Annotated in this window: 15 protein-coding genes and 1 pseudogene; all 16 read left to right on the forward strand. The window is 39.1% G+C overall.

Features of this window, described 5'->3' with window-relative positions; translation table 11 throughout:
* Positions 1-34: 34 nt before the first annotated feature.
* On the forward strand, positions 35-889 hold the full coding sequence (locus CUB63_RS07845) for a tagatose bisphosphate family class II aldolase (RefSeq protein ID WP_109847819.1): 855 nt from the start codon (positions 35-37) through the stop codon (positions 887-889).
* Positions 886-1,857 (forward strand): sugar kinase, encoded by a 972-nt coding sequence (locus tag CUB63_RS07850; RefSeq protein ID WP_109847820.1) that lies wholly within the window; start codon positions 886-888, stop codon positions 1,855-1,857. Before CUB63_RS07845 ends, CUB63_RS07850 begins: the two co-directional genes overlap by 4 nt.
* Positions 1,838-2,479 (forward strand): bifunctional 4-hydroxy-2-oxoglutarate aldolase/2-dehydro-3-deoxy-phosphogluconate aldolase, encoded by a 642-nt coding sequence (locus tag CUB63_RS07855; protein WP_006533858.1) that lies wholly within the window; start codon positions 1,838-1,840, stop codon positions 2,477-2,479. The genes CUB63_RS07850 and CUB63_RS07855 overlap by 20 nt, the downstream gene beginning before the upstream one ends.
* Before the next feature lie 5 nt (positions 2,480-2,484).
* Complete coding sequence (locus tag CUB63_RS07860; protein WP_006533859.1) at positions 2,485-3,066, forward strand: DJ-1/PfpI family protein; 582 nt, start codon at positions 2,485-2,487, stop codon at positions 3,064-3,066.
* 706 nt (positions 3,067-3,772) lie between these two features.
* On the forward strand, positions 3,773-4,270 hold the full coding sequence (gene tssB / locus CUB63_RS07865) for a type VI secretion system contractile sheath small subunit (protein WP_006533860.1): 498 nt from the start codon (positions 3,773-3,775) through the stop codon (positions 4,268-4,270).
* A 23-nt stretch (positions 4,271-4,293) separates the two neighbouring features.
* Positions 4,294-5,841 (forward strand): type VI secretion system contractile sheath large subunit, encoded by a 1,548-nt coding sequence (gene tssC / locus CUB63_RS07870; protein WP_109399726.1) that lies wholly within the window; start codon positions 4,294-4,296, stop codon positions 5,839-5,841.
* Positions 5,842-5,853: 12 nt separating this feature from the next.
* Positions 5,854-7,191 carry a type VI secretion system baseplate subunit TssK gene (tssK, locus tag CUB63_RS07875; protein ID WP_109847821.1) on the forward strand — a complete coding sequence of 446 codons (1,338 nt, stop codon included), beginning with the start codon at positions 5,854-5,856 and terminating at the stop codon, positions 7,189-7,191.
* Positions 7,188-7,856 carry a type VI secretion system protein TssL, short form gene (tssL, locus tag CUB63_RS07880; protein WP_006533865.1) on the forward strand — a complete coding sequence of 223 codons (669 nt, stop codon included), beginning with the start codon at positions 7,188-7,190 and terminating at the stop codon, positions 7,854-7,856. Before tssK ends, tssL begins: the two co-directional genes overlap by 4 nt.
* The gene (locus CUB63_RS07885) at positions 7,856-9,574 is read left to right on the forward strand and encodes an OmpA family protein (RefSeq protein ID WP_232240021.1); all 1,719 of its coding nucleotides are present in this window, start codon (positions 7,856-7,858) and stop codon (positions 9,572-9,574) included. The genes tssL and CUB63_RS07885 overlap by 1 nt, the downstream gene beginning before the upstream one ends.
* A gap of 22 nt (positions 9,575-9,596) precedes the next feature.
* A complete protein-coding gene (locus CUB63_RS07890; RefSeq protein WP_109399722.1) occupies positions 9,597-10,088 on the forward strand; it encodes an Hcp family type VI secretion system effector in 492 nt (163 codons plus the stop codon).
* 325 nt (positions 10,089-10,413) lie between these two features.
* Positions 10,414-13,122: a type VI secretion system ATPase TssH gene (tssH, locus tag CUB63_RS07895; RefSeq protein ID WP_109847823.1), complete on the forward strand. Its 2,709-nt coding sequence runs from the start codon at positions 10,414-10,416 to the stop codon at positions 13,120-13,122.
* Positions 13,119-15,648 (forward strand): annotated as a pseudogene (locus CUB63_RS07900) (type VI secretion system Vgr family protein). Before tssH ends, CUB63_RS07900 begins: the two are co-directional and overlap by 4 nt.
* Positions 15,648-16,397 (forward strand): T6SS immunity protein Tli3 family protein, encoded by a 750-nt coding sequence (locus CUB63_RS07905; protein ID WP_109847824.1) that lies wholly within the window; start codon positions 15,648-15,650, stop codon positions 16,395-16,397. The pseudogene CUB63_RS07900 and the gene CUB63_RS07905 overlap by 1 nt, the downstream one beginning before the upstream one ends.
* Before the next feature lie 86 nt (positions 16,398-16,483).
* Entirely contained in the window at positions 16,484-17,233 is a 750-nt protein-coding gene (locus CUB63_RS07910) for a T6SS immunity protein Tli3 family protein (RefSeq protein WP_109847825.1), read from the forward strand.
* 86 nt (positions 17,234-17,319) lie between these two features.
* Positions 17,320-18,072 (forward strand): T6SS immunity protein Tli3 family protein, encoded by a 753-nt coding sequence (locus CUB63_RS07915; RefSeq protein WP_109847826.1) that lies wholly within the window; start codon positions 17,320-17,322, stop codon positions 18,070-18,072.
* An 86-nt stretch (positions 18,073-18,158) separates the two neighbouring features.
* Positions 18,159-18,390: T6SS immunity protein Tli3 family protein (locus CUB63_RS07920; RefSeq protein WP_420902345.1), on the forward strand; the 232-nt coding region annotated here is incomplete at its 3' end.

The following is an 18,390-nucleotide window of genomic DNA, read 5'->3' on the forward strand; positions in this document are numbered from 1 at the left end:
TAATTCGTAATTAAACGAAAGATGAGAGGCAAACATGTATCTGGTTTCTACTCGTAATATGCTCAATAAAGCACAGCGTGAAAATTATGCTGTGCCTGCTTTTAATATTCATAACTTGGAAACGATTCAAGTCGTGATGGAAACAGCCGCTGAAATGGCATCACCTGTTATCTTAGCAGGTACACCAAGCACGTTTGCTTATGCTGGTAGTGATTATTTGATCTCTATTTGCCAGCAGGCCGCAGAGCAATATCGTATCCCAGTTGCTCTACATTTAGATCACCATGAAGATATTCCTGATATTTGTCATAAAGTCACTTCAGGTGTGCGATCCGCTATGATCGATGCCTCTCATTTTCATTTTGAAGAAAACATTCGCATTGTCAAAGAAGTGGTTAATTTCTGCCATCATTGGGATTGCACTGTAGAGGCTGAATTAGGTCGTCTTGGTGGACAGGAAGATGATCTTATCGTTGATACAAAAGATGCCCTATTCACCGATCCTGATTCAGCAGTACAATTTATTAAAGCAACTGGCATTGATTCATTAGCCGTTGCAATCGGTACAGCACATGGTATGTACAAACATGAACCTCATCTCGATTTTGAACGCTTAGAGATTATTCGCCAAAAAACAGATATTCCTTTAGTTCTTCATGGTGCATCGGGTATTCCTGATGCTGATGTACGACACTGTATCGATTTAGGTATATGCAAAGTTAACGTCGCAACCGAACTGAAAATTGCCTTCTCTAACGCAATCAAGCAGTACTTCTTGGATAACCCTGATGCAAGTGATCCTCGTCATTACCTTGTGCCGGGCAAAGCCGCAATGAAAGCAGTGGTTGCAGATAAAATTCGTGTCTGTAAAAGTGATGGGAAACTGTGAAAACAAATAGAACTGTCGCCATTATTGGCGAATGTATGATAGAGCTTAGTGGTCAGCCTTTTTTACCGCAACAACAACGTTTTGGTGGTGATACGTTAAATACAGCACTCTATCTATCACGACTCATCCCTTCATTACATCCGTACTATATGACAGGTTTAGGCACTGATACTTACAGTGCCTTAATGCAAAAAGCATGGGAAAACGAGGGGATCAACTGCCAATCTGTTATTACTATTCCCGAAAAACTGCCCGGTCTGTATGCCATTGAAATTGATGCTTGTGGTGAGCGCAGTTTCCACTATTGGCGTAATGATGCAGCAGCACGTTATATTGCAACAGATAGCCGTTTTACAACACATCTCAATGCACTACCTGATAATAGTGTGATTTATCTCAGCGGAATTTCTCTTGCTATTTTAACGCAGGAAGGTAAAGAGGCTCTACTCACGCAATTAACCCACCTTAAACAACGAGGGTTCACTTTAATTGTGGATTCAAATTATCGACCTCGTTTATGGGATTCAATACCTCATGCACAAGCGTGGTTTGAAAAACTGTACAGACTTAGCGATATCGCTTTAGTTACGGGGGATGATGAGCAAATGCTTTGGCAACAACCCGTTTTGACAGAACAAGATATTGCACAACGCCTTCATCAATGGGGCAATCAAAACGTGATTGTCAAACTCGGTGCTCATGGCGCTTTCTGGTCTGATGGTAAAAATTCGGGCTATATTTCTCCCAAACCGATAGATTCTGTTGTTGATACCACTGCCGCAGGTGACTCGTTTAATGCTGGCTTTATTGCTGCTTGGCTACAAAATAATCGCTTACCAACTTGCTGTTTATGGGGAAACACCTTAGCCGGACTCGTTATTCAACACCATGGCGCTATCATTCCTCATGAAATAACGGATTCATTCTACACACTAATCAAGGACAACCATGACACAGTCAATTGTTGATACTCTTTCATCACTGAAAGTGATCCCCGTGATCCAAATTAATCGCGCTGAAGATGCAATCTGGCTGGGTGAAATTCTAACCCAAAATCAATTACCTGTTGCTGAAATCACCTTTCGTACACCTGCGGCAGCTAAAGCTATTAAGCTAATGCATGAGCATTTTCCTGAGCTTATTTTATGCGCAGGAACCGTGCTGACAGCACAACAAGCAGATATGGCAAAAGAAGCTGGGGCTAGCTTTGTTATTTCTCCGGGCTATAACCCAAGTACCGTTGATTATTGTCTGAATAATGGCATCAACATTGTGCCGGGAATTAACAACCCAAGCCAGATAGAAGTTGCCCTTGAAAGAGGCCTAACCTTAGTTAAATTCTTCCCAGCAGAAGCCTCTGGCGGTGTAAAAATGCTAAAAGCACTTGCGGCACCTTACGCACAAGTACAATTTATGCCAACGGGTGGCATTAGTTTAAATAACGTGAGTGATTATCTTGCTATTCCACAAGTTGTTGCTTGCGGAGGAAGCTGGATTGCCACAGCAGACACGATTGATAAACAAGATAAACAGACCATTGTTAATCATATTCAAAATATCCACTCATTACTAAAAACAGATAAGGGATAAATAAAATGAAACAGGTTGCCGTTTTATTAGCTGATGGATTTGAAGAAGGTGAAGCTGTTGTTTTTATTGATATCATGCGCCGTCTTGATATTCATGTTGATGTACTTTCTTGCATGGATAGTTTGGTATTAAATACTTATTTTGAAACTAAAATCAGTGCTGATTTTTTATTAACTGAAAAACTGACACATAGCTATGACGCAATAATGATGCCGGGAGGTCCTAAAGGCACCGATCGTTTATGCGCTAACGAGCAAGTTATTCAATTTATTAAACGCCATATTGCTGAAGATAAATATATTTGTGCACTGTGCTCTTCAGGAGCAAAAGTATTAGCGGCACATCATCTTCTTGAAGGTCGTCATTACAGTACAGGTGATAAATTGGCAGATAAATATGATGATGGCAATTATCTTGATCAAGATGTTGTTGTCGATGGAAAATTTATCAGTGCAAAAGGATTAGGTGTAAGTTTTGAATTTGCCTTTACCGTGGCTCGCCATTTATTAAACGACAATACAGAAAAAGTAGACTGGCAAGCTAATCATATTTATTTCAAACATTGGCCATTAGATTACCTAAAGTAGCTAAATTAATTATTATTAACGATATAAAGGGGATTTACGCCCCTTTATATTTTCATTTTAATTATCATCGTAAAACGATAATTCCTTTTCTCCCCAATACCCTCAATCATTGCTAGCTCTATTATTGGGATTTATCTCAAGAATAGTTTTATCTGCATTCCTTCTGATTTAATCAAAGTATTTATAAAATCACACATTAATTAATCAAAAAAAGAATGAAAGAAAGGAAGTTAAATAGCTCTTTTTTACTTAATAATTAATACTTAGAAATACAAATATTAAAGTTTAAGATTTAAAGAGTGCCATTGCTTTATTTCTATTCTCTTATCATCCAGTATATTACTTAATAATGATAGTAATAATAACAAATCGTTACCAATAAGAATATCTACTATGTATATATACTAGTCAATCCAACATAAACAACTTAATTAAGAAGTGTTTTATTGGAAAATCAAATAATATATAGAATAAACATCAATATATGATGTTTATTTGGAATGTACCTCTAATTGTTTATGAGGTATTTTCTTTCTATTTCATTTTAATTTTAGAGATACCTCTTAAAAATATTAAGATAAATTGATTTATTTAATTTTATTTAATATAAGAAGGTATGCCTTAAAATAAATTTCTTGGTAGTGAAATTACTTAATATCCCCCACTCTCAAGAGATCCTTTATTCGTTTAATACAAGGATTTTATTATGTCAAATAGTTTTCAAAATGAAGTGCCTAAAGCTCGGGTAAATATAAAACTCGACTTACATACAGGTGGTGCACAGAAAAAAGTTGAGTTGCCTTTAAAACTATTGTCTATCGGCGACTACAGCAACGGAAAGGATAAACGCGTTCTTTCAGAAAGAGAAAAGGTCAACATTAATAAAAATAACTTCAACAATGTACTTACTGAATTTTCCCCTTCCGTCAATCTTACTGTAAAAAATACATTAGCTAATGATGGTAGCGAGGAAAACATTAATCTGTCATTTAAAGAGATGGCAGACTTTGAACCAGAACAAGTTGCTCGCCAGATACCTCAACTACGCGCCATGTTAGCAATGCGTAATCTCTTACGTGACTTAAAGTCTAACCTCCTTGATAACATCACTTTTCGCCGTGAACTCGAAAATATCCTTAAAGATCCTGCACTAAGTGATGAACTACGCGAGGAATTATCTCAACTCGCACCGAAAAAAGACTAATTAGGTTTTATCATTACAGGATTATGCTTATGTCAGTTAATAGCGAAAGTATTTCAAAAAGTACAACAACAGTACTTGATGAGTCCGCGAATAGCGGTGTTTATGCCTCTCTCTTTGAAAAAATCAATCTCACACCTGTTTCTCAGGTAAGTGATATTAATATCTTCCAAGACAATAGCGCTCTGGCAGATACAACAGCAAATGAGCGCGTTACTATTGCCGTTCAAGTTTTTCTCGATCGTCTAAAATCCTCAGGTCAAAAAGTCGAACGTTTAGACCGAAACTTACTTGATCACCATATTGCTGATCTAGATAGACAAATTAGCCAACAACTTGATGAAGTCATGCATCACGCTGAATTTCAAAAAATTGAATCCGCATGGCGTGGGTTAAAATTCTTAGTTGATCGCACTGATTTTCGTCAAAATGTTAGAATTGAGCTACTCGATATAGCTAAAGATGATTTACGCCAAGATTTTGAGGATTGCCCAGAAACAATCCAAAGCGGTCTATATCACCATACTTATATCGAAGAATACGATACTCCGGGTGGCGAACCTATTGCGGCTATTATCTCTAACTATGAGTTTGATCGCGGTCCTCAAGATATCGCTTTACTACGTAATATTGCGAAAGTTTCAGCTTCTGCACATATGCCATTCATAGGTTCTGTTGGTCCAGCCTTTTTTGGTAAAGAATCCATGGAAGAAGTTGCTGCCATTAAAGACATCAGTAACTACTTTGACCGTGCTGAATACATCAAATGGAAATCTTTCCGTGACTCTGATGATGCCCGCTATATTGGCTTGACGATGCCGCGCGTTTTAGGTCGTCTTCCTTATGGACCAGACACCATTCCTGTACGTAGCTTTAATTATATTGAAGAAGTAAAAGGTCCAGACCATGAAAAATATTTGTGGACAAATGCAACCTTTGCTTTTGCTGCCAATATGGTTAAAAGCTTTATTAACAATGGTTGGTGTGTACAAATTCGTGGCCCTCAAGCAGGTGGAGCGGTAAAAGATTTACCTATTCATCTTTTTGATTTAGGAACAGGGAGTCAGGTCAAAATTCCATCTGAAGTGATGATCCCTGAAACACGAGAATTTGAATTTGCCAATCTCGGTTTTATTCCATTGTCTTACTATAAAAACCGTGATTATTCTTGTTTCTTCTCTGCAAACTCTGCGCAAAAACCTGCTATTTATGAAACATCTGATGCAACAGCGAATAGCCGTATCAATGCGCGTTTACCTTATATTTTCCTCCTTTCCCGAATTGCTCATTATCTGAAATTAATTCAACGTGAAAATATTGGTACGACAAAAGATCGTCGTTTATTAGAACTTGAGTTGAATAATTGGGTTCGTAGTTTAGTGACCGAAATGACTGATCCAAGTGATGATTTGCAAGCCTCTCACCCGCTTCGTGATGCCAAAGTGGTAGTCGAAGATATTGAAGATAATCCAGGCTTTTTCAGAGTGAAGCTGTATGCCGTTCCTCACTTCCAAGTGGAAGGAATGGATGTCGATCTCTCGTTAGTATCTCAAATGCCAAAAGCGAAAGCATAAGGTGAAACACGGATGAAAATATACCGCCCCCTCTGGAGTGATGGGGCCTTTTTGGCTCCTCAGCAATTTCAACAACAAGCAAGATGGGATAGCTATCTCACTAGCACTATTGCCAATATGACGATTGCATCAACATGGGGCGTGATTTGTGCTGAGTTTGATGAAAGTGCTTTAACTATTTCACGCCTTAGCGCACAAAAATTAATTGTGTGTTTTCCTGACGGCACGCTAGTTGATACAACGCTAGCTGACAACTTACCGCCCGTTAATGAGCTTAGTCATTATTCACAACATCAAACACTTGATATCGTTCTCGCATTACCTCTATTACTGGCTAATGGTGGCAATCTTATGCAAGAAGGACGCTCTGATAGGCCACAACCGTTCTATCAAGAGTGGATGAAAGTACAAGATTTAATTGGTCAAGAACAGACGGATATCGCCGTGTTAAGGCACAATATTACTTTGCGTTATGCTCATGAAGAAAATAGCGCATACATGACTTGTCCCATCGCTCGATTAATCCGCAATGCCCAAGGTGCATGGGAAATAGATAAACATTTTATTCCCCCATTATTGAGTTGTAGTGCAAGCGATGAATTAACCACATTATTCTCAGAATTCATGCATCGTTTAGTCGCCAAGCGTCGCCGCCTAATGACTATGCGCCGTGAAAATAATGAGCAGATGGCTGATTTTGCTGTCGCTGATGTCTCGCTCTTTTGGCTACTAAATGCGATAAACAGTGCTGAGCCTGTATTAAGTGAATTACTCTCATCAATGGGGCGTCATCCAGAGCTTCTTTATCGTGAATTAGTACGTCTAGCGGGTGCACTACTGACATTTTCACTCGACCATGAAAATGGTGATATTCCGCTTTATCAACACTCATTTCCTGAACAGGTTTTTCCACCGTTATTTAGCTTACTGAATACTCTGTTAGAAGCGAGTTTACCTTCACGAGTGATTAGTATTGCTCTTGATAAAGAAGGGCCATTCTGGCGTGGCGAATTGCATGATCCTCGCCTACGCGAAGATGCTGATTTCTATCTTTCAGTACGTTCTGCATTGCCAGCTCATTTGTTGATCACTCAGTTTCCATTACTTTGTAAAGCGGGTAGTAATGACGATGTTGCTAGTGTGGTTAATGTCGCACTTAATGGTATTCCATTACAGCCATTAACACATGTTCCTGCCGCTATCCCACTGCGTTTAGAAAATCACTATTTTGCACTTGAACTCAATAATTCAGCTGGTCAAGCCATGCTCTCTTCAGGTCACTGTGCTTTTTATGTGCCAGGAACATTAGGTGAAATTCAGCTAGAACTTTTTGCGGTACTTCGCTCATGATAACGAATACAAGAACAGCTAAAAATAACATGATTGATATGCTTTTTGCTGATACTTGGTTAATGGTATGTCAGCTACGTCAAGGTGCTGAAATTACTGATGGCAAAGCCTTCTATCAACGCGTCTGTGAACATATTGATAAAACACGCCAACAACTCACAGAAAAAGGCTATTCCCAATCTGCCATCGAAAATATGCTTTATGCACAATGTGCATTAATTGATGAAAGCGTGATGAATCGTACCGAGCGTGATGACGGTTACATTCAGTGGATACAATCCCCATTACAAGCCAAGTATTTCAATACATTAGAAGCAGGTGACAAACTATGGGATAGGTTGCGTAATCTATTAAATGAGCCAGCACCTAACCATGATGTACTTATTTGTTTTCACCGTGTGATTACACTGGGCTTTGTTGGTAAATATCGCCAAACCAATGCCCCTGAACGTGAACAAATTATTGAACTACTCAATACTCAACTTCCCACCTATGCACTATCAAATGATTTACCTTTAGTGATGAAACCCAAGCCTCGTATAAATCGTCGTCATATTTATTGGTTAGGTTGGTTTGGGGGAATTGTGGTGCTTGCCATGCTGTGGTGGGGTTTTTCTGTGTCATTAGAAAATTTACTTCAACAATGGGTCATACAAGGAAAGTGATGCAAAAAAATAGGATAAAACAGTGTATTACATTGTTTTCAGCAAGCTTATTATTGTGGTTGCTTTGGGGATTTTGGTCTTTTGGTAAAGAGATCTCCTATTTTCTGACGGCCTTTATTTGTATTGTCACACTCTCTTTATGCGTCTGGTTTTTCCGTCAGCAGAAAAGTACTCCCTACCTTAAAAATGCGCTTACAAATCTACTCCCTCCTGATAACTATCAAGGCGCTGTTATTATTGTTTGTGGTCAATCACAAATGCTTTTTCATGAAAACCAGACCTATCGGGAAACAGCGAAAGGTTGGTATATTCGCGCTGCCTCTCCTATTGATTTGATCAACATCACTCAACATATTGTTGATATTGCCCCCTTACAATTACGTCGATTATCACTGTTATACGCTTTATTACCTGAACAGCAATTACAGCTAGAAGAAGTAACTCAAGAAACACTTAATTGGCGTCGTGCTATTCATGAAAGCAATAAAAAAACAGGTAAAACATTACCTTTTTGGGTAACACTTTATCTTAACTCTCCAGTTAATTATCTCAATTCACATTTTGATGATATAACACCGTGGATAATCTATTTAAATGACCAACCAGAGTTACTTGTTATCTCTGATAATCTGGCAACTCAATCTATTTCAACATGGTTATCACAAAATAGAGAGCAAACTGAAAACCAACTCACCATGGCTCTCTGGCTTGATCAATTACTCGCTTGGTTAAAAAGTGAATTTATTCCTCTGCTTACAGTTGCTCAGTCAGGTACTCCGAGTCTCATACCTGTTGCTTGGGCAATGCAGTTTACAACTGTTCCTACCATTTCAAATAATAGTTGGGCTCAATTTATTCACCATAAAACCACGTTATTTCCGACGATTATTAAAACATCAAATAATAATGACGAATTACCCTTACCAGACATTGTGATTGATAAACTCACTTACGATGTCAATTTATTAAAAATAGAAACTACCTTTGGTGTTATTGGCATGATTTGTGGATTATTTCTTATTGGTGCGCTCTCTGGTAGTTATCACCATAACAAGCAATTAATCTACGATAATAGTAATGATATCAATCACTTTAAAAGTATTAGCGATGAGAATTTAGAACCTAAAAAAGTGGCTTATCAACAGTTACTTTCAGATGCGACATTTCTCTCTCATTGGCAACGAGAAGGTATTCCTGCTCGCTATTCTTTAGCGTTATATCAAGGAAATAACATCTTACCTTATTTGCATGCCTTGCTCAGTTCATGGGCTCCCCCACAACCACCAGCACCGATCATCGTACAAGAAGTTCCTGAAATGGTGACGCTAGATAGTCTGGCTCTCTTCGCTTCAGGTCAATACAAATTAAAAAATGAAGCCACCAAAGTGCTTGTTGATGCGCTTATCAATATAAAAGCCAAACCTGGTTGGTTAATTGTTATTTCTGGGTACACCGACAACACTGGTAATCCCGATTTAAACCAAAAACTTTCTCTTAAACGAGCTGAAGCCGTACGTGACTGGATGATCAAAACCAGTGATATCGCCCCCTCTTGCTTTGCAGTGCAAGGATATGGCCAACATCAGCCCGTTGCAGATAACTCAACACTGGATGGACGAGCTCGTAATCGTCGAGTTGAAATTCGCCTGATACCTCAAGCTGACGCTTGTCAGGTATTAGCTGATGACCTTACGCCACTGAAGGATAGTGGCAACTAACCCTTAAAAAGGAGATGTAAAAATGGCTATTCCTGTATACCTCTGGTTAAAAGATGACGGTAATGCGGATATCAAAGGCTCTGTGAATGTTCAAGATCGTGAAGGCAGTATTGAAGTCGTTGCTCAAGATCACAACTTGTATATTCCAACAGATAACAATACTGGCAAATTAACCGGTACACGTATCCATACCCCCTTTATTTTTGTCAAAGAAATTGATGCTTCCAGCCCGTATCTATACAAGGCAGTGACAACTGGACAAACATTGAAAAAGGCCGAGTTTAAGTGGTATCGCATCGATGACGCAGGCCAAGAAGTTGAATATTTCAATACCACACTTGAAAACGTCAAAGTAGTCAAAGTAGCGCCTAAGATGCACAACATCAAAGATCCAACCAAAGAGAAACACAATCACCTCGAAGAAATTGAATTGCGTTACGAAAAAATCACTTGGACTTACAAAGACGGAAATATCATTCATTCAGATTCATGGAATGAACGTGCCACTGCGTAAAACCAAAACAAACAGGCGGTTAACCGCCTGTTTTTAAACCTATTGAAATCAAACACTATTACTTATTTATACCCTAAATAATTTAAAGCCCGACGAGTAAATACTCTAAATAGTTCAAGGTGTAGCTAGGCGACAAATGAATGAGTCGCTAGGAACATGTGACTAGTGCGAGTGAGTGTAGTCAACAACGCTACAACTTGAAATATGACGAGTAAACGCTACAGCTTGAAATATGAAGAATATAACCTTATGAGCCTCGGTCTATGGCTAGGGGCGGTAGCGTACCTAAATTCCCTCAATAGGGACTTCATTACTGGGAGAAAACATGGAAAATCAATCTGTTATGCTATTGCGTCGATTAAATCCTTATTGTGCAAAAGCGCTGGAAGCTGCGGCATCATTATGCCAAACCCGCGCCCATGCAGAAGTCACTATTGAACACTGGTTATTAAAAATTCTAGAGCTAGGTGAAAGCGATATCACTGTTTTAGCTCGTCGCTATGAATGGGATTTATCAGCACTTTGGCAAGACTTACTTGACGCAATTGATAAATTACCTCGCTCAGTACGTAGCCGACCTCAATTATCCAAACCCTTATTAGAACTGATTAAAAATGCATGGGTAATTGCTTCTCTTGATGAAGATATCGAACAAATTCGCAGCGTACACCTCTTACACACCATGACAAAACAGCCCGCATTAGTTCAACTTGATGCACTCTGGCCTTTAATGACATTGGGTGAAACACAGCTACAACGATTAAGACCTTTACTTGATGCCCAATCAGATGAAAGACCTGAAGTTCAACAACTTGCGGTGCATAATCATACTGCTGAAAATAACCTAGACCACGAAAATAACGATCACCCTTCAACTTCCCCTGACAACGTCATTATTGGTCATACATTAAGTGAAGCACTACTAGCTGTATTAAATAAGTTTACGATTGATGTCACTGAAAAAGCGCGTCTTGGTGAGATTGATCCAGTATTTGGTCGTGACGATGAAATCCGTCAAATGGTCGATATCCTCTCTCGTCGTCGTAAAAACAACCCTATTCTTGTTGGTGAGCCAGGGGTTGGTAAAACAGCATTAGTCGAAGGGCTTGCACTGCGAATTGCTGAGAAAAATGTCCCTATCAGTTTACAAACCACCTCATTACGCACTCTGGATTTAGGCCTATTACAAGCAGGAGCAGGAGTAAAAGGCGAATTTGAACAACGACTCAAAAATGTAATTGATGCTGTTCAGCAATCACCTACACCTATTTTATTATTTATTGATGAAGCACATACCATTATTGGTGCAGGTAACCAAGCCGGTGGCGCAGATGCCGCTAACTTATTAAAACCTGCATTAGCACGAGGTGAATTACGCACAATCGCAGCAACCACTTGGTCGGAATACAAACAATTTTTTGAACGTGATGCCGCATTAGAACGCCGTTTTCAAATCGTAAAAGTTGATGAACCCGATGATGAAAAAGCCTTTTTAATGCTACGGGGGCTTAAATCGCGTTATGCCAAATATCATGGTGTACATATTACCGATGATGCCGTAAAAGCCGCAGTAACGTTATCACGTCGTTATTTAACAGGTAGACAACTTCCTGATAAAGCAGTGGATTTACTTGATACAGCAAGTGCAATAATTCGCATGAGTTTAGATACATTACCTGAAGAGCTTACCCGAATTAAAGCTAAACGCTATGCGCTAGAACTAGAACAAAAAGCGATACTAGATGACATCACTATCGGTGATTTAACCAATCAAACAAAATTATCTGATTTATCTTCTCAAGATGCCCAATTAGCACTTCAACTCGAAACACTAGAACAGCGCTTTGAACAAGAAAAAGAGATTATCTGTCAGTTAATTGAAAGCAGACAAGATCCTAAAAATGCAAAGCTTTCAGCACAACTTCAGCAACAACTTATTCAGTTACAACAAGACGCTCCGCTATTAAATCCCGATGTTGATGTTCGTACTGTAGCAACTGTTATTGCTGATTGGACAGGTGTTCCGCTTTCAAGCCTACTTAAAGATGAACAAATTGGCTTATTAGAGTTAGAAAGTAACTTATCAAAATACGTTATAGGGCAAGACAACGCGCTACTCGCGTTGGCACAGCGTCTACGTGCATCAAGAACCGGATTAGTTTCTGAAAATGGGCCTCAAGGTGTCTTTTTATTAGTGGGTCCTAGTGGTATAGGTAAAACAGAAACCGCACTTGCATTGGCAGAATGTCTATTTGGCGGCCCAAAATCGTTAATCACAATTAACATGTCTGAATACCAAGAAGCTCACACCGTCAGTCAATTAAAAGGTTCTCCTCCGGGTTATGTCGGATACGGTCAAGGTGGCGTATTAACGGAAGCGGTCAGAAAACGCCCTTACAGTATTGTGTTACTGGATGAAGTTGAAAAAGCACATCGTGATGTTTTAAATCTGTTCTATCAAGTATTTGATAGAGGCTTTATGCGTGATGGTGAAGGTCGTGAAATTGATTTTCGTAATACAGTTATTTTAATGACTGCAAATTTAGGCAGTGATTATTTAATGCAACAACTAGAAGAGTCACCATTAAGTACCGATAGCGATTTACAAGAAACGCTTCGCCCTATTTTGCGTGAACATTTCCAACCTGCACTACTGGCACGCTTCCAAACATTAATTTATCGCCCTCTCGATGCAACAGCACTACGCATTATTGTTGAGATGAAATTAAAAAATGTGATCGAGCGACTTTATACCCACTATCGATTAACTGGTATTGTTGAAGAAACGCTCTACGATACCATTGTTGATGCCTGTTTATTACCAGACACAGGTGCCCGAAATATCGATAGTCTACTTAATCAACAGATCCTGCCTATTCTTAGCCAACAACTTCTTTTGCGCCAAGCCAGTGCTGAAAAATCGCAATATGTCATTTTGGGCTTTAATGAAGAAGAAGGTATTACGTTGAGTTTTAGTGATGAGTTGCCAACAAAAAAACAGGTATTAGATAAACAACAGGAGATTGAGGAATGAGCATAATTGATCTCGTGAAAAATACACTAATCGGACAAAATCGCTATCATCTCAATGTACAAGGTTGTAATATTTTATTTGATGTTGAACATTTCACGGGTCGTGAAGCAATTAGCGATACCTATCATTATCAAATTACCTTTACTTGCCAAGCTCAGGATTTACAACCGCAACAACTATTGCGCCGTAGTGCAACGCTCTCTTTTACCCCCCCCTCTCAATAGCATTGCGGAATTAGCAACTCAAAATTCCATCAACAAGCAAGTTCATGGTGTGATCACACAATTTCGGCGTCTATCGGGCTCGGTTGATGAAGCGCGTTATCAACTCGTCATTGAACCTGTTTTTGCCTTATTACGTCATCAAATTCGCTCTCATCGATTTTTCCTCAATCAATCTGTTCCTGATGTCGTGAGTCAAATTTTACGTGAACATAATTTTAAAGATTGGGAATTTGAATTTACGCTTAAAAATGAATATCCAAAGCGTGAGCAAATTAATCAATATAATGAAAGTGATCGTCAATTTATCGAACGACTATTAAGTGAAGTTGGTATTTTTTACTCTTTTTATTTACAAGATCAAACCCAAACCGAAGTTATTCGTTTTGCCGATCGCCAAAGTGCTTATACCTTTGATAAAACCTTACCACTCAATAGTCCGTCTGGTATGAATGATAATCACCAAGAAAGTGTGTGGGGATTATCATTACATCATCAAGTAGTCGAGCAAAATGTACTAACCAAAGATTACAACCATCGGCAAGCCCAAGACACCTTGATTTCAGCAGTAACGGATATGACACGCGGTGAAGGAGATGAAATTCACTATGGTGAAGTTTATCACTATCAAGCTAGACATCTTTCTCGCGGTGATAAACTCAATCCAGAAGCCGAAACCGCCAACTTTTGGGCACGACTTGATCATGAGCGTTTTTTAACTCGACAAACGCGCTTAAAAGGTGAAAGTAATGCAGATACTTTATCACCGCTACAAGTGCTTTCTATCACTGATAACACAATACCTTCATCACTACCCTCTGTGTTTCAATCACCGATTTTAATCACTCGTCTACGTTTTAGTGGCGGTCGAGAAAAAGCGCTGCAAGTGCGATTTAATGCTATTCCTTACAGTGAAACCCTTTGCTGGCGACCTACTGTTAAACCTCGTCCTATTATCACCGGTACACTTACCGCACGTATCACCAGTGCTAAAGATAACGATATTTATGCGCATCAAAATGAAGATGGCTTTTATTGGGTAAAATTTGATGCCGATCGTGACGAAAAACCCTTAGGTTATGAAAGTATGCCAGTACGTTTGGCAAAACCTTATGCCGGCGATACCTATGGGATGCATTTTCCATTAATTCAAGGCACAGAAGTCGCTATCGCCTTTCATGAAGGCGACCCTGACCGACCTTATATCGCTCATGCGCTTCATGATTCACGCCATCCCGATCATGTAACGGATAGAAACAACACACGTAATGTGATTCGTACCCCTGCAAATAATAAATTGCGAATGGAAGATAAACGCGGGCAGGAGCATATTAAACTCAGTACCGAATATGGGGGAAAATCACAATTAAATTTAGGGCATATTGTCGATGCTAACCGCGATAAACGAGGAGAAGGTTTTGAATTACGCACCGATAGTTGGGGAGCTATAAGAGCAGGTAAAGGATTATTTATTAGTGCAGATAATCAAGCCAAAGCAGGCGGTGAAGTGCTGGCGATGAAGGAGGCTCAATCACAACTCACTGCTGCATTAATAGAAATGCAAACATTGACCCAAAGTGCGGAACATGCCAGTGCTCTCGCTTCAAATATCCAACAGCAGCAAGAAAGCTTAGAAAAAAAATTAATCCAATTAAAAAAATCAGTGCTATTAGCCACCGCACCTGACGGAATAGCACTAACCAGTGGTGATAATTTACAACTTTCTACTGAAGAAAATTTAACACTAACAGCAAACCAACAAGTTGATATTGGAGCATTTAAAAAATTCACTTTAGCAGCTGGTGAAATGATGAGTTTCTTTTCCAGAATGGGAGCAAAAATCTTTGCCAAAACAGGTGATATAGAAATTCAGGCACAAGACGGTCGTCTATCAACATGGTCAACACAAGATTCAATAATAAGTAGTGGTAAAAAAATGGTGCTATCAGCTCAAGAGGAACTCCTCTTATCTTGTGGTGGCGGATATATACGAATTAAAGATGGAAATGTAGAAATTGGTGGGCCTGGAAAGTTATTGATTAAAAATAATGGTATTCAAAAATTAGGCCCACAAAGTGTAGAAAGTGCTATGAAATCTTTTTCACCAGAAGAATTTAGTGAATGGTTTGTTATTAAAAACCCACTTTCAGGAGAGCCGATAGCTAATCAGCGTTATCAAATTACCTTACCTAGTGGAGAAATTATAAAAGGTATTTCTGACTCCGAAGGTAAAACAACTCGTATAAATTCTAATGCAATAAACGACATTTTAATTAAATTATTACCTTATGGAGAAAATGAATAATGCAATATAAATTATCCTACTTTTTTATTTTACTCCTATCTACATCGACACTTTCTGGCTGTTTATCATTAAAAGAAAAAGCTGCGATTAAAGCGGAGCAAGATAGAGCCGAACAACAACGCTTAATCGCCGAAGAAATTAAAAGTTATGGCCCTCCCACCGTCATTTACCGTATTGATGACCACCGCTTTTTTACCTTGGAGCAATATAATGAAAGACGTGAAGGGATCACCTATTACAACAATACAAAAAATAATATCCATCAAGAAATATTATACGGCTCAGCCTGTTTATACCAAGGACGCCTAATTTGGGCAACCGAGCGCGATGATGCTTTAGTTTTCCCTGCGGTACTGAGTCGAAAAACCGATCAATGTGCAGGCACTAAATGGGGGTGTGTTAACGCTATTCTTGTCACCTTGGATGGTGGGAAAAACTTTAGACCCACAAATGGGGGGTTTGGTATTCATACTGATCATCCCGGTTACTACTCTTCTTTTTTCGATATTATTGTAACCGATGAGGGGTTTTATTTAGGAAAAACAACTGTCAGTCGGCGGAAAACTAACGATGAATTAGCCGACCCTTGGTGGCGTGTCATTTATTTTGATCCTACCGATTCTAATTATGTCCATAGCAGTTGGGGGGAAGAAAAAAGTCCTCCTGAAGACTTAAAAACCCCTTCAGGGCAAACTCGTTTTGATTGCAGTGCCCTTTCTATTTACCCTATTTCACAGGCAGAAAAATGATGAATACTAACCCCATTGGTTAGCTCCTGATAAAAGATCATCATTAACTTAAAAATAAAACATCATCATCTTAATAAGGACAACCCATGTTATTACATCGACTTAAATTTCCCTTACTGTTTATTTTGAGTGCCACCCTATTAACCGGCTGTCTATCATTAAAAGAAAAAGCTGCGATTAAAGCGGAGCAAGATAGAGCCGAACAACAACGTTTAATTGACGAAGAAATTAAAAGTTATGGCCCTCCCACCGTCATTTACCGTATTGATGACCACCGCTTTTTTACCTTAGAAAAATATAATGAAAGGCGCAGTGGCTCGACTTATTACAACAATACTCAAAAAGGAATACATCAAGAATTAATTCGATCCTCGGCTTGTCGTTATCAAGGTCGTTTAATCTGGGCAACCAAACGCGACGATGCTTTTGCTTTTCCGGGGGTATTGAGTCGTGTAACCAGTCGTTGCGCAGGAACAAAAACAGGTTGCGTTAACGTTATTCTTGTCACCTTGGATGGTGGGAAAAACTTTAGACCCACAAATGGGGGGTTTGGTATTCATACTGATCATCCCGGTTACTACTCTTCTTTTTTCGATATTATTGTGACCAATGAAGGATTTTATTTGGGTAACTCATCATCTTCTCGCTTAAAAAATGATAGCCTTGATGATCCATGGTGGCAAAAATTTTATTTTGATCCCTCCGATTCTAATTATGTCCATGATGATATAGGTGACGAAGAAATACCTTCAAATAATTTAAAAACCCCCTCAGGGCAAACTCGTTTTGATTGCAGCGCCCCTTCTATTTACCCTATTTCACAGGCAGAAAAATGATGAATACTAACCCCATTGGTTAGCTCCTGATAAAAGATCATCATTAACTTAAAAATAAAACAGCATCATCTTAATAAGGACAGCCCATGTTATTACATCGACTTAAATTTCCCTTACTGTTTATTTTGAGTGCCACCCTATTAACCGGCTGTTTATCATTAAAAGAAAAAGCTGCGATTAAAGCGGAGCAAGATAGAGCCGAACAACAACGTTTAATTGACGAAGAAATTAAAAGTTATGGCCCTCCCACCGTCATTTACCGTATTGATGACCACCGCTTTTTTACCTTAGAAAAATATAATGAAAGGCGCAGTGGCTCGACTTATTACAACAATACTCAAAAAGGAATACATCAAGAATTAATTCGATCCTCGGCTTGTCGTTATCAAGGTCGTTTAATCTGGGCAACCAAACGCGACGATGCTTTTGCTTTTCCGGGGGTATTGAGTCGTGTAACCAGTCGTTGCGCAGGAACAAAAACAGGTTGCGTTAACGTTATTCTTGTCACCTTGGATGGTGGGAAAAACTTTAGGCCCACAAATGGGGGGTTTGGTATTCATACTGATCATCCCGGTTACTACTCTTCTTTTTTCGATATCATCGTAACCGATGAGGGGTTTTATTTAGGAAAAACAACTGTCAGTCGGCGGAAAACTAACGATGAATTAGCCGACCCTTGGTGGCGTGTCATTTATTTTGATCCTACCGATTCTAATTATGTCCATAGCAGTTGGGGGGAAGAAAAAAGCCCTCCTGAAGACTTAAAAACCCCCTCGGGGCAAACTCGTTTTGATTGCAGTGCCCCTTCTATTTACCCTATTTCACAGGCAGAAAAATGATGAATACTAACCCCATTGGTTAGCTCCTGATAAAAGATCATCATTAACTTAAAAATAAAACATCATCATCTTAATAAGGACAACCCATGTTATTACATCAACTTAAATTTCCTTTACTGTTTATTTTGGGTGCCACCCTATTAACCGGCTGTTTATCATTAAAAGAAAAAGCTGCAATTAAAGCGGAGCAAGATAGAGGCGAACAACAACGTTTAATTGACGAAGAAATTAAAAGTTATGGCCCTCCCACCGTCATTTACCGTATTGATGACCACCGCTTTTTTACCTTAGAAAAATATAATGAAAGGCGCAGTGGCT

Source organism: Proteus penneri (genome assembly GCF_003144535.1).
Lineage (GTDB): Bacteria > Pseudomonadota > Gammaproteobacteria > Enterobacterales > Enterobacteriaceae > Proteus > Proteus penneri.

Excerpts from the sequence above, each read along its gene's own strand:
- tssL (WP_006533865.1), top strand. The coding sequence starts at position 7,188 with ATGATAACGAATACAAGAACAGCTAAAAATAACATGATTGATATGCTT.
- tssK (WP_109847821.1), top strand. The coding sequence starts at position 5,854 with ATGAAAATATACCGCCCCCTCTGGAGTGATGGGGCCTTTTTGGCTCCT.
- tssB (WP_006533860.1), top strand. The coding sequence starts at position 3,773 with ATGTCAAATAGTTTTCAAAATGAAGTGCCTAAAGCTCGGGTAAATATA.
- CUB63_RS07860 (WP_006533859.1), top strand. The coding sequence starts at position 2,485 with ATGAAACAGGTTGCCGTTTTATTAGCTGATGGATTTGAAGAAGGTGAA.
- tssH (WP_109847823.1), top strand. The coding sequence starts at position 10,414 with ATGGAAAATCAATCTGTTATGCTATTGCGTCGATTAAATCCTTATTGT.
- CUB63_RS07910 (WP_109847825.1), top strand. The coding sequence starts at position 16,484 with ATGTTATTACATCGACTTAAATTTCCCTTACTGTTTATTTTGAGTGCC.
- CUB63_RS07855 (WP_006533858.1), top strand. The coding sequence starts at position 1,838 with ATGACACAGTCAATTGTTGATACTCTTTCATCACTGAAAGTGATCCCC.
- CUB63_RS07915 (WP_109847826.1), top strand. The coding sequence starts at position 17,320 with ATGTTATTACATCGACTTAAATTTCCCTTACTGTTTATTTTGAGTGCC.
- tssC (WP_109399726.1), top strand. The coding sequence starts at position 4,294 with ATGCTTATGTCAGTTAATAGCGAAAGTATTTCAAAAAGTACAACAACA.
- CUB63_RS07885 (WP_232240021.1), top strand. The coding sequence starts at position 7,856 with ATGCAAAAAAATAGGATAAAACAGTGTATTACATTGTTTTCAGCAAGC.
- CUB63_RS07845 (WP_109847819.1), top strand. The coding sequence starts at position 35 with ATGTATCTGGTTTCTACTCGTAATATGCTCAATAAAGCACAGCGTGAA.
- CUB63_RS07890 (WP_109399722.1), top strand. The coding sequence starts at position 9,597 with ATGGCTATTCCTGTATACCTCTGGTTAAAAGATGACGGTAATGCGGAT.
- CUB63_RS07905 (WP_109847824.1), top strand. The coding sequence starts at position 15,648 with ATGCAATATAAATTATCCTACTTTTTTATTTTACTCCTATCTACATCG.